We start from the raw sequence: 13,936 nt of genomic DNA on the forward strand, positions 1-13,936 counted from the left end.
GGTCTCGATGAGGTCGCGTCCGTTATGGGGTCACGAGCCGACCAGGGCTTCGATGCTCTTCTTCTCGAAGTAGCGGAACTTCTGAATCGCGTCGGTCATGTTGCCGACGTCGATCACGCCGATCTCGGTCAGCTTCGCGTACGAACCCAGCGAGAGACCCGTCGAGCGCAAGAAGAGCTCGGTGTCAAGCGACTCGATGACGTGCGCCAGCCGCTCTTCGCGGAAGTCTGTCAGGTACATGAAGATCAGCACCTTGGCGGATACTTTCTTGAGCTTCTCGCGGATGTTCTTCCGCTTCTCAGCAATCTCCTTCTTCGGTTTGCGCTGTTCGCTCGCTCCACCGCCGGAGCGCTTCACAGCCGAGAGCTTCCTCGAAGCAGTGACGATCTTCTCGGCCTCCTCGCGGATCGTGCGGAAGTCTTCGATCTGCTCGAGCTCGGCGATGAGGTCAGCGTCTTGGAGCAACCGGTCCATCGTGACGCCGTTGAGGTTGTACAGGTCCACGGAGCGCCATCGACGTGCGAGCGCGTTCGCGCTGATACCCCCGTGTGCCCATTGGAGGATAGCGTTGACGTCGAGCTGCTCCATGCGGCCGCCGTCGATCGCGAAGATCGGAAGAAAATTGATCAGCTCACCCAGAACCGACGCCTGCGTGGCGTTCCGATCGGCGGAGTTGTTGGCCAGCTCTGTGCCATACAGGGCCATGAGCGAGAGAGCACGGTTCGGATCGAACTCGAACACGTAGGCCGTGTGCTTCTGAATCTCACCGTCGATCTTCCACGGCGACTGCACACGGAACGCTGCCTGGAAGTACGACTCCGGAGCTTTCAAAGAGCGGAGCATGAAGATCGACGACCACTCAGGGACGGTCACCCCGGTCATCAACTTTCCGCACGACAGAGTGATGGACCCTGACTTACCCTGTTCCTCCGCGCGACGAATCGCTGCCTGGAGCGGCGGGAGCGCTTGCGCGCCGATCTTCGCCTTCGTGCCCGCCGCGACGTAGATCTCGTAGGTGGAGAAGAACGGGTCGCTTCGCAACAGATCGCCCATCGCCTCGCAGGCGGCAACGTCCTGGAGATACCAGACGGAATGCCGCACCGCCTCCTTGAACTCAGCGGCCTCGTACGGGAATTGAGCGTTGGCCTCGCCGGTTTCAACGATCTTCTCCGGCAGAGCCTTCTTCCCGCGAATGAGGTCAAGGAATGATGCGACGTAGTCCGGCTTCTCGAAGACGTAGCCCGCGTCGGCCTTCTTCGCCTTGAAGTAGGTGTTCAGGTCGAATCCGTCGAACTCCCCGTCCTCTGCCCACTCACCGCCGGGCGCGCCCATCGCGTACGTGTACATGCGCATCTGCGGGAGCTCTTCGTAGGGATTGCGTCCCTTCGCAATGTCCCACTCGGCCTTCTCGCGCTGCTCGTCGATATAGGTCCAGTTGAATACCTCGGACTCAGCGTAGTCGCCGTTCGTGATCGCCTTGAAAGGGGTGCCCGAGAGGTGCAAGTGATACTTGGTCTTCAACCCGTAGTCGAGCTCCGGAACGACCTCTGCGTCGGTGTCGCTCGACTCGTCCGCGGCCTTCAGGAACAGCTGCGCCAACGCCGCCTCGGCCTTGTCCTGCGGGTCGTAGACCTCGCGAGCGGCACTGGTCGACGCTCCGAAGTGGAACTCATCGATCACGATGCAATCCCAGTCGACGAGGTGCAGAGTCTCGTTGCGCTCCTTCGGCCTGCCCTCCGGGTCACGGCCGATCACGTCCTGAAACGAGGCGAACCAGGCGGTCGGTCGTCCGCTGTCCATCAGGGCGTCCGCGTCGCGCGGTGGCGTGTCGCGGTCGACGTACTGCCAGTCGATGAAGTCGACGTGGCTCAGCAGGTCGTCGCGCCACGCGCTCCGCACGGCTGGCTTGTACGTGAGGATGAGGAGCTTGGTCCAGCCCATCTCCTTCGCGAGCTGGTATGTAGTGAAGGTCTTCCCGAAGCGCATCTTCGCGTTCCAAAGGAACTTCACGGCCGTGTCGGGCCCCGACGCAGCGTGGGTGCGGAAGAACTTGGCAGTTTGCTTGACGGCCCGCTTCTGCTCCGGGCGCGGCTCGAAATCCTGGATGCGTGTCGGGTCAAACGGAAGCCCGCGCTGCAACGATCGCAACGCGGCCCATACTTCGGCCTCGGTCGCTTCGAACCATTCGCCGCCCGGGTTGACGATTCCCGCGTTTCGCAGGACACGGTGGACGTCGTGGTCGCTGAAGTCGGCGCCGTTTGGCCCGACCGCGGGCTCGGAGTGGAAAAGGATGTCGACGCCGTGCAGTCCAGGGAAGGCCGTACCGACCTGTTGTCTTACTCGATCGATTCCCGGATTGACGGTCTGACCGACCTTGATCCAGGACTCGCCCTTCTGCCCGCTCGCACGCCGCCACGGCTTCGCGTGCCCAGCGTGCGTGTAGGCGTAGATGTGGTTCGTCACGCGGCGTCGTCCTCCGACCCAGGATCATCCACCTCTGGCTCATCGATACCATTGGAGACTTCGTCAACGACGTTCGCATCGGCTTCGCCAAGACTTGCGAGGTAATCCGCTCGAAGATCCTGCAGAGACTTTCCCGAGCCGGCGATGACCCACCACCACCATCCGTTGGTGTCCGTGCCCGTGACGGCCATGGCGGCCGCTGACGGGCTGTCGTACGGGGCGTCACCGATGAAGATGCGTCCGTCCTGCGCGACGGATGCGCGCACCCCCGCGTGCTTCGAAGTCGGGTGCCGGGTCGTGAGCTCAGTCCCGACCTCGAGCCAACCCGACGAAACGAGTTGCGCGACATCAACGCTGACGGCGGCCGACGGCGTGGCCGCGGCTCCGGTCAGTCCGATGTGACCGGCGGGCGCCTGCCAGATCGCGAGAATCTGATCGATCAGGAGCGCCGTGCGCTGTTCGATTGCCGACTCACCCCAGCGCTCGGGGGCGAGGTTCATCGCATCCTTGGTGATCAGCACGTCGTCGTGGTTGAGGAAGTGCTCTCGCTTGGTCGACCAAGGTCCGTTGTTGACCTTGCTGTTGAGTTTCTGCGTGACCAGCGTGAGATTTCCGAGCTGCTGCACGGTGCGGTCCCGCAGCGCCTCCTGCTCATCCGTCAGTTCAGCAGGCCAGTGCTTTCGCCAGCCCTGAGGCATCAGGTGCTCGATCGTGCCCTTGCCTCGAACGACCGGGCCCATCGCGAGCTGCTTGCCATCCGGGTAGCCACGCTTCGCATCTTCCAACGCTTCCAGCACCATCCGCAGGCGACCGCGCAGGTACTTCCAGTACGCGGTGGCGCCAGTCAGCACTTCTCTGACCTCTTTGTCGCCAGGGAGATACCCGACGGCCGTATGGTTGGCGACGAGGAAGGTCTGGGTCCGGTCGGCGAGCATGTCCTTCGGCTGTGTGCTGAGGTGCTGCATCAGGTCAATGATGAATCGGTTCGAGCCCTGCGACGGGGCCTTCACCAAAGCCCGGCGCACAAACCAGCTCTCGAGGACCTGCAGTACTCGTGCCCGGTCCGCGTCCGGGACCGCCGACTGTTCCGGCTCCTCAAGCCAGATCAGCAGGGGGCGCGCGATTTCGGAGTCGAGTGTGCCGACACGGTAGCTGAAGAGCTCGACCCTGCTGAGTGGGCCGTTCGCGTTCTCAGACCCTTCGATGATCGACCGGTAACGATCGGCAGCTACCTTGATCTTCGGAAGCAGCACACCGATGTCCTTCGCGACGGTGTTCACATAGTGCTTGAACTGCGTGAATACCTCGCGAATCGGGAAGTCGACGACTGTTCTGGCGGTAAGCCATTGCCACAGGAACAGCGAGGCCCGGGAGTTCTTGATGCGACCTGTGGTGATCTCCTTCTCCCACCATGGCGTCTCGAACTCGGCCCAATAGTTCAGGTACGCCTTCTCGGCATCCTGCGGTGTGCCCGCGAGGTTCTGAAAGACGAAATTCTTGATGAGGTCGGCCGCAGACAAGGGCGTGCCGCGTGCGTTGAGCGTCTCGAAGATCGCCTGCGCGTCTTCATTCGCATCGAGGCGGATGCTGGCGATCTCCAGCCGATCCATAACAGTGGCCACGAGCATCCGAGCACGACGCTCAGCAGATTCGTCGTCACCGAGCCAGGCGGCGATCGACCCGGCGAAGTACTCGTGTGCATCGCCCAACCGTGACTTCACGACCGTCGAATAGTCGACGGGCGTCGGTGCTGACATTACCGAGGCGAAACCGTCACGGTCGCGATTGGTCGGCCAAAGCTTGTAGCGATCGTTCTCATCGCCGCGATAGTCGGACGGGTTCTCCACCAGCGGCAGAATCTGACCGGCAAGTTGCGCCCACCCTCGCCGCTCGAGCTCAGCGTGCAACGAATCGAGCAGAAGCTGCAGGGTCGTGAGCCGCTGCTGACCGTCGATCACGTTCCACGTAGGCAACGCGCCGAGGGTGGTCGGCACCTGTTGGATCACGATGGCGCCGAGGAAGTGCGTCGCGGTCTGATTGTGCTGCGAGATGACTTCGATGAGGCGAACGATGTCTTGCCATAGCGGGGCCCACTGGGTCTCTTTCGACCACACGTAGGGGCGTTGGAACAGCGGGACAACAAGGCGCGTCGGGTTGTAGAAGACATCCTTCGGCTTGACGACATCGGTCTTCATTCGTCGTCTTCTTCATCGTCGGACTCGATAGCGACGTCACCAGCCCGGTATTTTCGCCCACCTGGCAGGTGCGTTTCGGGAATCGGGGAGTCGAGGGAGAGATTCACAGAGCGCGGCTTGATGGATGCCTCAATGTAGGCGACCTCTTGCTGCGAGAACCCATATCGTTCGTAGAGGTCCTCGTCCGTCCACCGTCGCGTCATGTCCAGCATCGGCACAAAGCGGAATCGATCAGGTGTTACGTGCTGTGTGATCTTGCGCTGCAGGACCAGGAATCGAACGAACTTTGTGGAGAGGTAGTAGGCAAAGTTCTCAGTCTCTTCACGGGTCTCGAACAAGCCTGGGATGAAGTAGGTCTGTGTGCACGCGGAGCCAGGCGCCAGTGCGATCGGCTCACCAAGAACTACATCAATGATGTTTCCCTCGTCGTCGCTAGGCGTGTCGCCCGACGACACCATAGGCAACAGCACCTTCCAGCGATCAATCCACTCGTGATTCCGTTCGATCTGATCGAGTCTGCTGTAGCCGATGCGCGTAGCATAGATCAGTGGCACAGCGCCGGGGAATCGTTCCGGAACACTGCCCGGATAGTTTGACCGCATCGTCAGACCGAACGGCTTTGTGACGCTGGACACGTCCTCGACGCGTTGGGGGTCGCGGGCCGCCTTGACCTTCCGCACGATGTTCATCGCTCGGTTATCCCGGATCAACACTCCGTCGCCCTCGCGGAGATCGCGAACGAGTGTGGACTTGACCTGGCCATTGATCCGCGTCGAGAACTCGCAATCGCCGTCGTACTCGCGGTCCCATAGAAAGTAGGAGACTCCGCCTCGGATCTTCACCTGGGGGAACACGTCGAAGATCTTCGGGTTGTCCACAAGGACGCGGAGACGCCGGTCTCGGATCATGCTGTCACGAAATCCATCAAGGCCCTTCCCGCCTGCGAACCAGCGTGACGGCGTGATCATCACGACGTACTTGGGATCCATGGCGATCGCGCGCTCAACGAAGAGGTGATAGATGCTCGAAGCGGTCTTGCCGTGTCCCTCCGTACCCATCTGGTAGGGCGGGTTGCCGATGATCACGTCAAACTTCATCTTGCCCATCTCCTTCGTCGGATAGGTGTTGTGTATGAACGAATAGGCGTATGACTCTCGTTGCTCCCGAATGAGTTTCGACGACGCCCTACAGAGAGCACATTTGTCGCCCTTTCGTGTCAGGGTGTGCTCGGTCTCGACAAACGGGATATTGCCTTGAGGCGAGTCGAGGGGCACGACCAGACCAGCAAGCCCCGGGTCCTTCACCTCCACGCCAGTCGCATTCTTCGTCTGGTAGAGCGATCGACGGGCAACCTCGCCGTTGATCTGAGTCGTTGCGGCACCGAACAGCATGTTGGTGAGGATGTGCTCGCGGCGTTTCTGACCGTCCGGCTCCCACTCGGCGAGGCCGACCATGAGTCGTTTTAAGACCTCACGCAGGTAGACGCCCGACTTCGTCGCGGGGTCGAGCCATGTGTAATTCGGCTCCGACCAGACATGCTCGGGGAGAATGTCGAGCATTGCCGCGACGACCTTCGGCGGCGTATAGACGTCGTCGTTCGGCAGCTGGGCGAGCGTTTCGAGTACATCCGGAACATGCTCGGCGGGCAGTTGCTTCGCCACTGCGGCGACCGCTTCAGCGGTCAACTCCCGATCTCCGAATAGTGCACCGTCCGTAGCGCCGCTGGAGGCTCGTAGAACAAATCCATCGTCGGAGCTTCCAGCTCCGAAGGCACGCGCTGGAACCGTTCTCCCTCCAGCGGCGTGTACTCGACGAACACGATCTGATCCGCCGCGTTCAGCGAATCACCGACGACAACGTTGGTTGCGATGATCGCTTCGGCTGCGCGCGCGAACTCCTCAGTCGCTGGCTCACCCCGGAACACATGAGCCGCGTCGATCACCGCCATCATTCGCTCGCGCGCCTCTTCGACATTCTCTTCACTGATGTCGATGCCGTAGGTCGAGGCGAGGCAGCGCAGCAGTGCGAACTCGTACCAGTGTTCGCTTCCGCCGTGCCTCGACTCGTCGATCGCGCTGATCTTGCGCTCCAGAATCGCGACAAGAAAGTTTCCGTCGCCGGCGGCCGGCTCGAGGAAGCGTGAGTCGATGTCGGTGAAAGCATCCGAGATGAGGTCGAGCATCGCGTTCACCTCCCGCGGCTGGGTATACACCTCGCCGAGGTCGCGTACGCGCTCGCGAGACTTGATATGCCGCGGTTCCGTCATCGTGCTCCCGCTCGCCGTCCCAGCCATGTTCTCAGTATGTCCGAGGCAGCGACATCGAGCTGATCGGCATCGCTGGTGCGTCGGCAGAATTCCGTTACCGCTGCGTTACCGCAGCTCCTCACGCATGCAAAGCATAAGCCCCGCGATCCCAGTGTTTTCAAGGGATCGCGGGGCTTTGATCTGGCGGTGACGGTGGGATTTGAACCCACGGTAGGGGGTTACCCTACACAACTTTTCGAGAGTTGCACCTTCGGCCGCTCGGACACGTCACCGCCGACTAGCTTACGACACTCCGCGGGATGCCGCGAACCGGCTGCAGCGAGGGTGGCCCTGCCCACCCCCTTCACGATGTCGCCGGGGCGCCCTAGCGTGAGGGCATGGGAGAGCTCGGGCGATGACGCGGCAGATGACACCACAGCAGCGACTCGTCCTCGTGATCGCCATCCTGGGGTCGTTCGTCGCTTTCCTCGACGGCACCATCGTCAACGTCGCCCTCCCCGCCATCGCCCGCGACCTCGGCGGCGGCCTGTCCACCCAGCAGTGGACGGTCGACGCCTACCTCGTGACACTGGGTGCCCTCATCCTGGTGGCCGGCGCGGTGAGCGATGCGTTCGGCCGGGTTCTCGTGCTGCGCATCGGCCTCATCGGCTTCGGCATCGCCTCGGTGGGCGTCGCCCTCTCCCCCACCCCTGAACTCCTCGTCGCCGCACGTGCGGTCCAGGGTGCCGCCGGGGCTTTCCTCGTGCCGAGCTCTCTCGCCCTCATCACCGCGACGATGCACGAACCGCTGCGCTCTCGCGCCATCGGCATCTGGACGGCATCCACGACGGGCGCCATGATCATCGGCCCCCTGGTGGGCGGACTCATCGTCGACAACTCTTCGTGGCGATGGGCGTTCGGGATCAACCTGCTGCCGATCGGCATCGCGCTGTGGCTGCTGACACGGCTCGAGCACCGTGACGAACGCCGCGCGGGCGCCCGGGTCGACGTGCTCGGGGCGATCATGTGCACCCTCGGCCTCGGCGCGGCCGTCTTCGCCCTCATCGAGCAGCCGAACCTCGGCTGGGGGTCCCCGGCGATCTGGATGCCGGGGCTCGCCGGCCTCGTGCTGCTCGCCGGATTCGTCTGGCGACAACGCCAGGTCGCCGACCCGATCCTGCCGCTCGATCTCTTCCGCAGCCGCAACTTCTCCGCCGGCAACCTGTCGACGCTGTTCATCTACGCGGCCCTCGCCCTCAACGGGTTCGTCCTGGCCGTCTACCTGCAGCAGGGGGCCGGCCTCAGCGCGACCCTCGCGGGCCTCGCCAGTCTGCCCTCGACCCTGCTCATGATCGCGCTCAGCTCACGCATCGGCACCCTGGTCGGACGATGGGGACCGCGTCTGTTCATGACCGCCGGGCCGCTCATCATGTCGGTCGGCGCGCTGTTGCTGCTGCTCGTCGCCGACGACTTCGACTACTGGTGGCAGGTGCTCCCGGGCATGGTCGTGTTCGGGCTCGGACTCGCCCTCACCGTGTCTCCGCTCACCTCGACGATCCTCGGGGCCGCCGACCCGGAGCGATCCGGCATCGCCTCCGCGGTCAACAACGCCGTCGCCCGCGTGGCGGGGCTGCTGCCGATCGCAGCCCTTGCCGCGATCACCGGTGGCGCACTCGATCTGGCCGGCTTCCACCGGGCGGCGGTCACCACGGCCGCGCTTCTCATCGTCGGCGGACTGGTCTCGCTTCTCGGCATCCGCAACCCACGCCGATCCAGCTCGGATGCGTCGGGAGGAGACGCCGAGGGAGTCGCTCACCCGGCGGCGGAGCCTCCGGGTCCGTAGAGCGCCGCGATGCCGGGCGACCCGATGCCGCCCTCGTAGGTCGGATGCTGCGGCCACCCGGGCGGCGAATCCTCCCACGCCTCCTGCCGCCCGAACGGCAGCACGTCGATCAGGCCGTGAAGGTGTCCGAGCTGCTCGGTGCCGCGCCCGTCGGTGTGCCACGTGCGGTACACCTTCTCGCCGTCGCGCAGGAACACGTTGACCGCGAACCCCGCGTCCGGCGGCGCCCCCATGTCGGCACCGAACGGACTGTGCGCCGTCGAATACCAGTCCATGCGGTTGCCCACACGCTCCCGGTAGGCGAGCGCCTCGTCGATCGGACCCTGCGTCACGATGACGAACCGTGCGTCGTAGTCGTCGAGGAACTCCAGCCGTGTGAATTGGGCCGTCCAGCTCGTGCAGCCCGGGCACTGCCACGGCTTCCCGTCCGTCCACATGTGGCTGTAGACGATCAACTGTCGCCTGTCGCCGAAGATGTCGACGAGGCGCACGGGACCGTCGGGACCCTCAAGCACATAGTCGGGCAGCTCGACCATCGGCAGACGTCGCCGCTGCGCGGCGATCGCGTCGAGCTCTCGGGTCGCCGCCTTCTCGCGCACGCGCAGAGCGGCCAACTCGCGCCGCCAGGTGTCGAGGTCGACCACCGGAGGCAGGGTAGGGGCATCGTCCGTCATGCCGGCATCCTTCGCCCCTCGGACGCCGTCCGCAAGACCCCCCTGCACGCCGCCGTTTCGCACGGCTGCGGCCCGCGGTGGCCGCGGCATCCCCCGGCCTGTCAGACTGGGGCCATGAGCGTGATCGAGAACTCGAAACTGACCGTCGTCGGCGCGGGAGCGGTCGGATCCTCCGTGGCCTACGCGGCCCTCATCCGCGGCTCGGCCCGCCACGTCGCCCTCTACGACATCGCCGCGGAGAAGACCGAGGCCGAGGTTCTCGATCTGGCACACGGCGCCCAGTTCACCGGGTCGAGCGACATCATCGGCGGTGCCGACATCTCGGTCGCGAAGGGCTCGCACGTCGTGGTGATCACGGCGGGCGCCAAGCAGCGACCGGGGCAGACCCGTATCGAGCTGGCCGGCGTCAACGCCAACATCCTGAAGTCGATGATGCCGCAGCTGCTCGACGTCGCTCCCGACGCGACGTTCGTCATCGTCACCAATCCGTGCGATGTGCTGACGGTGCTCGCGCAGGAGACCACCGGCCTGCCCTATGAGCGCATCTTCGCGTCGGGCACCGTGCTCGACACCTCGCGACTGCGCTGGAAGATCGCGCAGCGTGCGGGCGTCTCCATCTCCAGCGTGCACGCCTACATCGTGGGCGAGCACGGCGACACCGAGTTCCCGCTGTGGTCGCACGCGACCATCGGCACCGTCCCGATCCTGGAGTGGCAGCCCCTCGACGGTCAGCCGCCGTTCACGGTCGAGGAGCTCGACCAGATCGCCGTCGACGTGCGCGACGCCGCCTACAAGGTCATCCAGGGCAAGGGTGCGACGAACTACGCGATCGGCCTGTCCAGCGCCCGCATCGTCGAGGCGATCCTCGACGATGAACACGCCGTCATGCCGGTCTCGGCCGTGCTCGACGACTTCCACGGCGTGAGCGGTGTCGCCCTGTCCGTCCCGGCGGTCGTCTCGGCGGCCGGCGCAGTGCCGATCCGCGAGACGTCGTTCTCCGACCACGAGCTCGGTCTGTTCCGTCGCTCGGCCGACGCCCTCCGCGAGGTCGCCGACTCGCTGCGCTGATCTCTCGCCGTCCACGCGGTGGCCGGCGCTACTGTCGGATGCCGCGACTAGCCTGAACGCATGGCATCAAAGCGCACCGCGACCACGAGCGCGTACCGCTGCACCGAGTGCGGCTGGACGAGCGCGAAGTGGGTCGGGCGATGCGGGGAGTGCCAGCAGTGGGGAACGGTGGTCGAGGCCGTGTCGTCGACACCGATGCATGCGGTGACGCCGCTCGCGCCGACGCGTGCGGCGCGCCCCATCACCTCGATCGACACGCGTGAGACGCCGCGGCGGACCACCGGCGTCGGCGAGTTCGACCGCGTGCTGGGCGGGGGCCTCGTGCCCGGTGCGGCCATCCTGCTGTCCGGCGAGCCCGGCGTCGGGAAGTCGACATTGTTGCTCGAGGTCGCCGCACAGACCGCCCGCGCCGGTCGGCGCGTGCTGTACGTGAGCGCCGAGGAGTCGCTCGGACAGGTGCGCCTGCGCGCCGAGCGCACCAGCGCCCTCCACGACGAGCTCTACCTCGCGAGCGAAACCGACCTCGCCACGATCCTGGGCCATGTCGACGACACTCGTCCCGAGCTGCTGATCGTCGACTCCGTCCAGACGGTCGGCTCCAGCCTCGTCGACGGAGCGCCGGGGCATCCCAGCCAGGTGCGCGAGGTCGCGTCGACGCTCATCCGCGTGGCGAAGGAGCGTGATCTTCCGGTCATCATCGTCGGCCATGTCACGAAGGACGGGCAGGTCGCGGGGCCGCGCGTGCTGGAGCACCTGGTCGACGTCGTCTGCCACTTCGAGGGTGACCGGCAGACCGCGCTGCGCTTCGTCCGCGCCCTCAAGAACCGGTTCGGTGCCACCGATGAGGTCGGCTGCTTCGAGCAGACGAGTCGCGGCATCGCCGAGGTGCCCGACCCCAGCGCCCTCTTCCTCGGCCACGGATCACGCGAACCGGGCACCTGCGTGACCATCGCGATGGAGGGACGACGTGCACTTCCGGTCGAGGTGCAGGCGCTCACGCTGCCCGGTTCGGGCCCCAACCCACGGCGCATCGTCAGCGGCGTCGACGGCGCACGCGTGGCGATGGTGCTTGCGGTGCTCGAGAAGCGCGCCGGAATCCGGGTATCCGACCAGGACGTCTACGTCTCCACCGTGGGCGGCGTGCGTCTCATCGAGCCGGCCGCCGACCTCGCCATCGCCCTCGCCGTCGCGAGCGCGGTCACGGGGCGGGCCACCCCGAAGGGTCTGGTCGCCATCGGTGAGCTGAGTCTGGCCGGCGAAGTGCGAGCCGTCACTGCTCACGAGCAGCGCCGCAACGAGGCGAACCGGGTCGGCTATCGGTCCGTCATCGACACGGCATCCCGCGACCTGCGCGGCGCCCTGCGCGACCTCGCACGACACCATCCGAGCGAGCCGAGCGACCGCCCCGACTTCTGAGCACGCCGCCGGTCAGGCTTCGAGAGCGAGCGCGGCCAGCAGATCCGCCGGCGAGGCCTGCATCGCGTGCGGTCCGGCGATGTCGAAGAAGACGGTGGTGATCTCGGATTCGTGAGCGGTGAGGAAGCTGCGTAGCCACGCGGGCGAGTGCAGCGCCACCGCGGGGGGAAGAGCGGCGGGCTTGTTCGCCGCATCGCTGAACAGCAGCAGCGCGACATCGCCGGTGTTCGGGTCGCGGTACGTCCAGACCTCGCCGGTGTCACGAGGGTCGTCGCGCTGACCGGGGCGCATGAGCGGCACCACCGTCGGGCCGTGACGCAGGGCGAAGGCCAGAGCTGCCATGTCCTGCGTCTGCAGGGCGTCGGCGAGCTGCGTGTTGCGGAACTCGAGCGGGGGCTTCGCGCGCTTCTTTCCGGCCATCCCTCCAGCATACGAGGCGCCTCCCGCACCGCGTCGACGCGCTGACCGCACCCGGCGTGACGGACCCCGCGCAGAAAAGGGGGGCCCTCTCGATCCCCACATTGGGGGCTGGGAGAATCGAGAGGGCCTGGGCTCATCGGGCGATCTGCCGAATGCCGGTCTTGGGGGTGACACGACGACCGCCGTTGGGGGCGACGGTGGCTCGCCACGAGAGCTACGAACAAGGCTAACCGTGCCCGTGAGGCGGCGGCTGGTTCTCAGATGAGAAATCTCTCAGAGTTAGAGATATATCACTGCCTAGATATCCCGAATGGCGATGATCGCGGGCTCAGCGCAGTTCGAACACCTTCGTATCCGCCGCCTGGATGCCGCCGATCGACACCGAGAGGTGGTAGTAGCCCGGCGAGGCCTGCGGCCGCGACGACCCGCACGTGTCGACCGATGATCGCGTACGGTCCCACTGCAGCGGCGTCACGCTGGAGACGGTCTGACCCGCTGCCAGTTGAACGACCTGATCGCTGGACTCCGACTGGCAATCGGTCGAACGCCACCACGTGTCGGTGCCGCTGGTGATCACGAATGACTGCGTCGCGGTCCCCACGTTGATCAGGCACGCCGCGCCCGACGTGTTCGAGAGCGTGATCGACAGCTTGGGCAGCTCGCCCGCGCTGTACACGTCCTGATCCGTGACCGCCTGCACCGAGATGGCTGCCGTCGAGCAGGCCGCGACCGCGGGCGTCGTCCCCGAGGTGTCGGGGGTGGGCTCGGGCGCTGCCGGCGGCGCTGAGGCATCGGCGGGGGCGACGGATGCGGTCGGAGTGGATGCCGAGGCGAGGGGCGTCGTGGCCGACGGGCTCGATGCGGGCACGGCGGGCTGAGACGCACGCCACGGCTGCCAGATCGCGAGGACGATCGCCGCGATGATGACGAGGACGATCAGCACGGCGACGAGCCGGCGCCGCCGGTAGACGGCGGGGCTGGGGCGTCGCGAACGGCGCGTCGGGGTGCTCACTCCTCCAGGCTAGGCCGCGGCATCCCCGTCACCTGCCGGGGCGCGCGGGGCTCAGAGGTTCTTCAGCATGCGCGTATTGCCGAGCGTGTTCGGTTTGACGTGCGCGAGGTCGAGGAACTCCGCGACACCCTCGTCGGGGCTGCGCAGCAGCTGCGAGTACACGTCGGGGTCGACGACCTGTTCCCCGATGGGCGCGAAACCGCGACGACGGAAGAAGTCGACCTCGAAGGTGAGACAGAACAGCCGCGACAGACCGAGGTCGATCGCGCGGTCCTCCAGCTGCGTCACGATCGCCCCGCCGACACCGTGATGCAGCCAGTCCTCCGCGACGATGAGCGTGCGGATCTCGCCCAGGTCCTCCCACATCACGTGCAGGGCGCCGCAGCCGATGAGCTCGCCGTCCTGCTCGGCGACGACGAACTCCTGCACCGATTCGTACAGGGTGACGATCTCCTTGCCGAGCAGGATCCGCCGCTGCACCCACGGCTCGAGAAGGGCGAGGATGCCGCGGACATCCGAGGTCCGCGCGGGCCGGACGACGGGGCGGGCCGGGCTGGTGCCTTCGGTGGGGTCGGCAAGGGTCACCGACCCACTGTATTG

General features: G+C 65.6%; 11 protein-coding genes and 1 tRNA gene. 3 read left to right on the forward strand and 9 right to left on the reverse strand.

Features of this window, described 5'->3' with window-relative positions; genetic code table 11:
* Positions 1-30: 30 nt before the first annotated feature.
* From PP359_RS07325 to PP359_RS07345, 5 genes are all read right to left on the reverse strand, one after another.
* Positions 31-2,463 (reverse strand): restriction endonuclease, encoded by a 2,433-nt coding sequence (locus PP359_RS07325; RefSeq protein WP_499250209.1) that lies wholly within the window; start codon positions 2,461-2,463, stop codon positions 31-33.
* Positions 2,460-4,658, reverse strand: a complete 2,199-nt coding sequence (locus PP359_RS07330) for a DUF4357 domain-containing protein (protein ID WP_499250210.1) — start codon at positions 4,656-4,658, stop codon at positions 2,460-2,462. The genes PP359_RS07325 and PP359_RS07330 overlap by 4 nt, the downstream gene beginning before the upstream one ends.
* Positions 4,655-6,343, reverse strand: a complete 1,689-nt coding sequence (locus tag PP359_RS07335) for an Eco57I restriction-modification methylase domain-containing protein (protein ID WP_499250211.1) — start codon at positions 6,341-6,343, stop codon at positions 4,655-4,657. Before PP359_RS07335 ends, PP359_RS07330 begins: the two co-directional genes overlap by 4 nt.
* Complete coding sequence (locus PP359_RS07340; RefSeq protein ID WP_499250212.1) at positions 6,340-6,951, reverse strand: DNA methyltransferase family protein; 612 nt, start codon at positions 6,949-6,951, stop codon at positions 6,340-6,342. The genes PP359_RS07335 and PP359_RS07340 overlap by 4 nt, the downstream gene beginning before the upstream one ends.
* Before the next feature lie 154 nt (positions 6,952-7,105).
* Positions 7,106-7,196, reverse strand: a tRNA-Ser gene (locus PP359_RS07345).
* Positions 7,197-7,318: 122 nt separating this feature from the next.
* On the opposite strand from PP359_RS07345, the gene PP359_RS07350 reads away from it, so the two are divergent.
* Positions 7,319-8,746, forward strand: coding sequence for an MFS transporter (locus tag PP359_RS07350; RefSeq protein WP_499250213.1), 1,428 nt, complete (start codon positions 7,319-7,321; stop codon positions 8,744-8,746).
* On the opposite strand, the gene PP359_RS07355 is transcribed toward PP359_RS07350, so the two are convergent.
* Positions 8,716-9,420, reverse strand: a complete 705-nt coding sequence (locus PP359_RS07355) for a DUF899 domain-containing protein (RefSeq protein WP_499250214.1) — start codon at positions 9,418-9,420, stop codon at positions 8,716-8,718. The genes PP359_RS07350 and PP359_RS07355 overlap by 31 nt on opposite strands.
* Before the next feature lie 114 nt (positions 9,421-9,534).
* On the opposite strand from PP359_RS07355, the gene PP359_RS07360 reads away from it, so the two are divergent.
* The gene (locus PP359_RS07360) at positions 9,535-10,488 is read left to right on the forward strand and encodes an L-lactate dehydrogenase (protein ID WP_016463670.1); all 954 of its coding nucleotides are present in this window, start codon (positions 9,535-9,537) and stop codon (positions 10,486-10,488) included.
* A 60-nt stretch (positions 10,489-10,548) separates the two neighbouring features.
* Entirely contained in the window at positions 10,549-11,904 is a 1,356-nt protein-coding gene (gene radA, locus PP359_RS07365) for a DNA repair protein RadA (RefSeq protein ID WP_112932342.1), read from the forward strand.
* 12 nt (positions 11,905-11,916) lie between these two features.
* Here the strand turns inward: radA and PP359_RS07370 are convergent, their stop codons facing one another.
* The 3 genes from PP359_RS07370 to PP359_RS07380 form a co-directional block, all read right to left on the reverse strand.
* Complete coding sequence (locus PP359_RS07370; protein ID WP_039412839.1) at positions 11,917-12,324, reverse strand: hypothetical protein; 408 nt, start codon at positions 12,322-12,324, stop codon at positions 11,917-11,919.
* Between the two features lie 328 nt (positions 12,325-12,652).
* Positions 12,653-13,336, reverse strand: coding sequence for a hypothetical protein (locus tag PP359_RS07375; RefSeq protein WP_499250215.1), 684 nt, complete (start codon positions 13,334-13,336; stop codon positions 12,653-12,655).
* Between the two features lie 51 nt (positions 13,337-13,387).
* Positions 13,388-13,921: an amino-acid N-acetyltransferase gene (locus tag PP359_RS07380; RefSeq protein WP_005050645.1), complete on the reverse strand. Its 534-nt coding sequence runs from the start codon at positions 13,919-13,921 to the stop codon at positions 13,388-13,390.
* Positions 13,922-13,936: the final 15 nt, after the last annotated feature.

The organism is Sphingomonas sp. BLCC-B65, assembly GCF_028550675.1.
Lineage (GTDB): Bacteria > Actinomycetota > Actinomycetes > Actinomycetales > Microbacteriaceae > Microbacterium.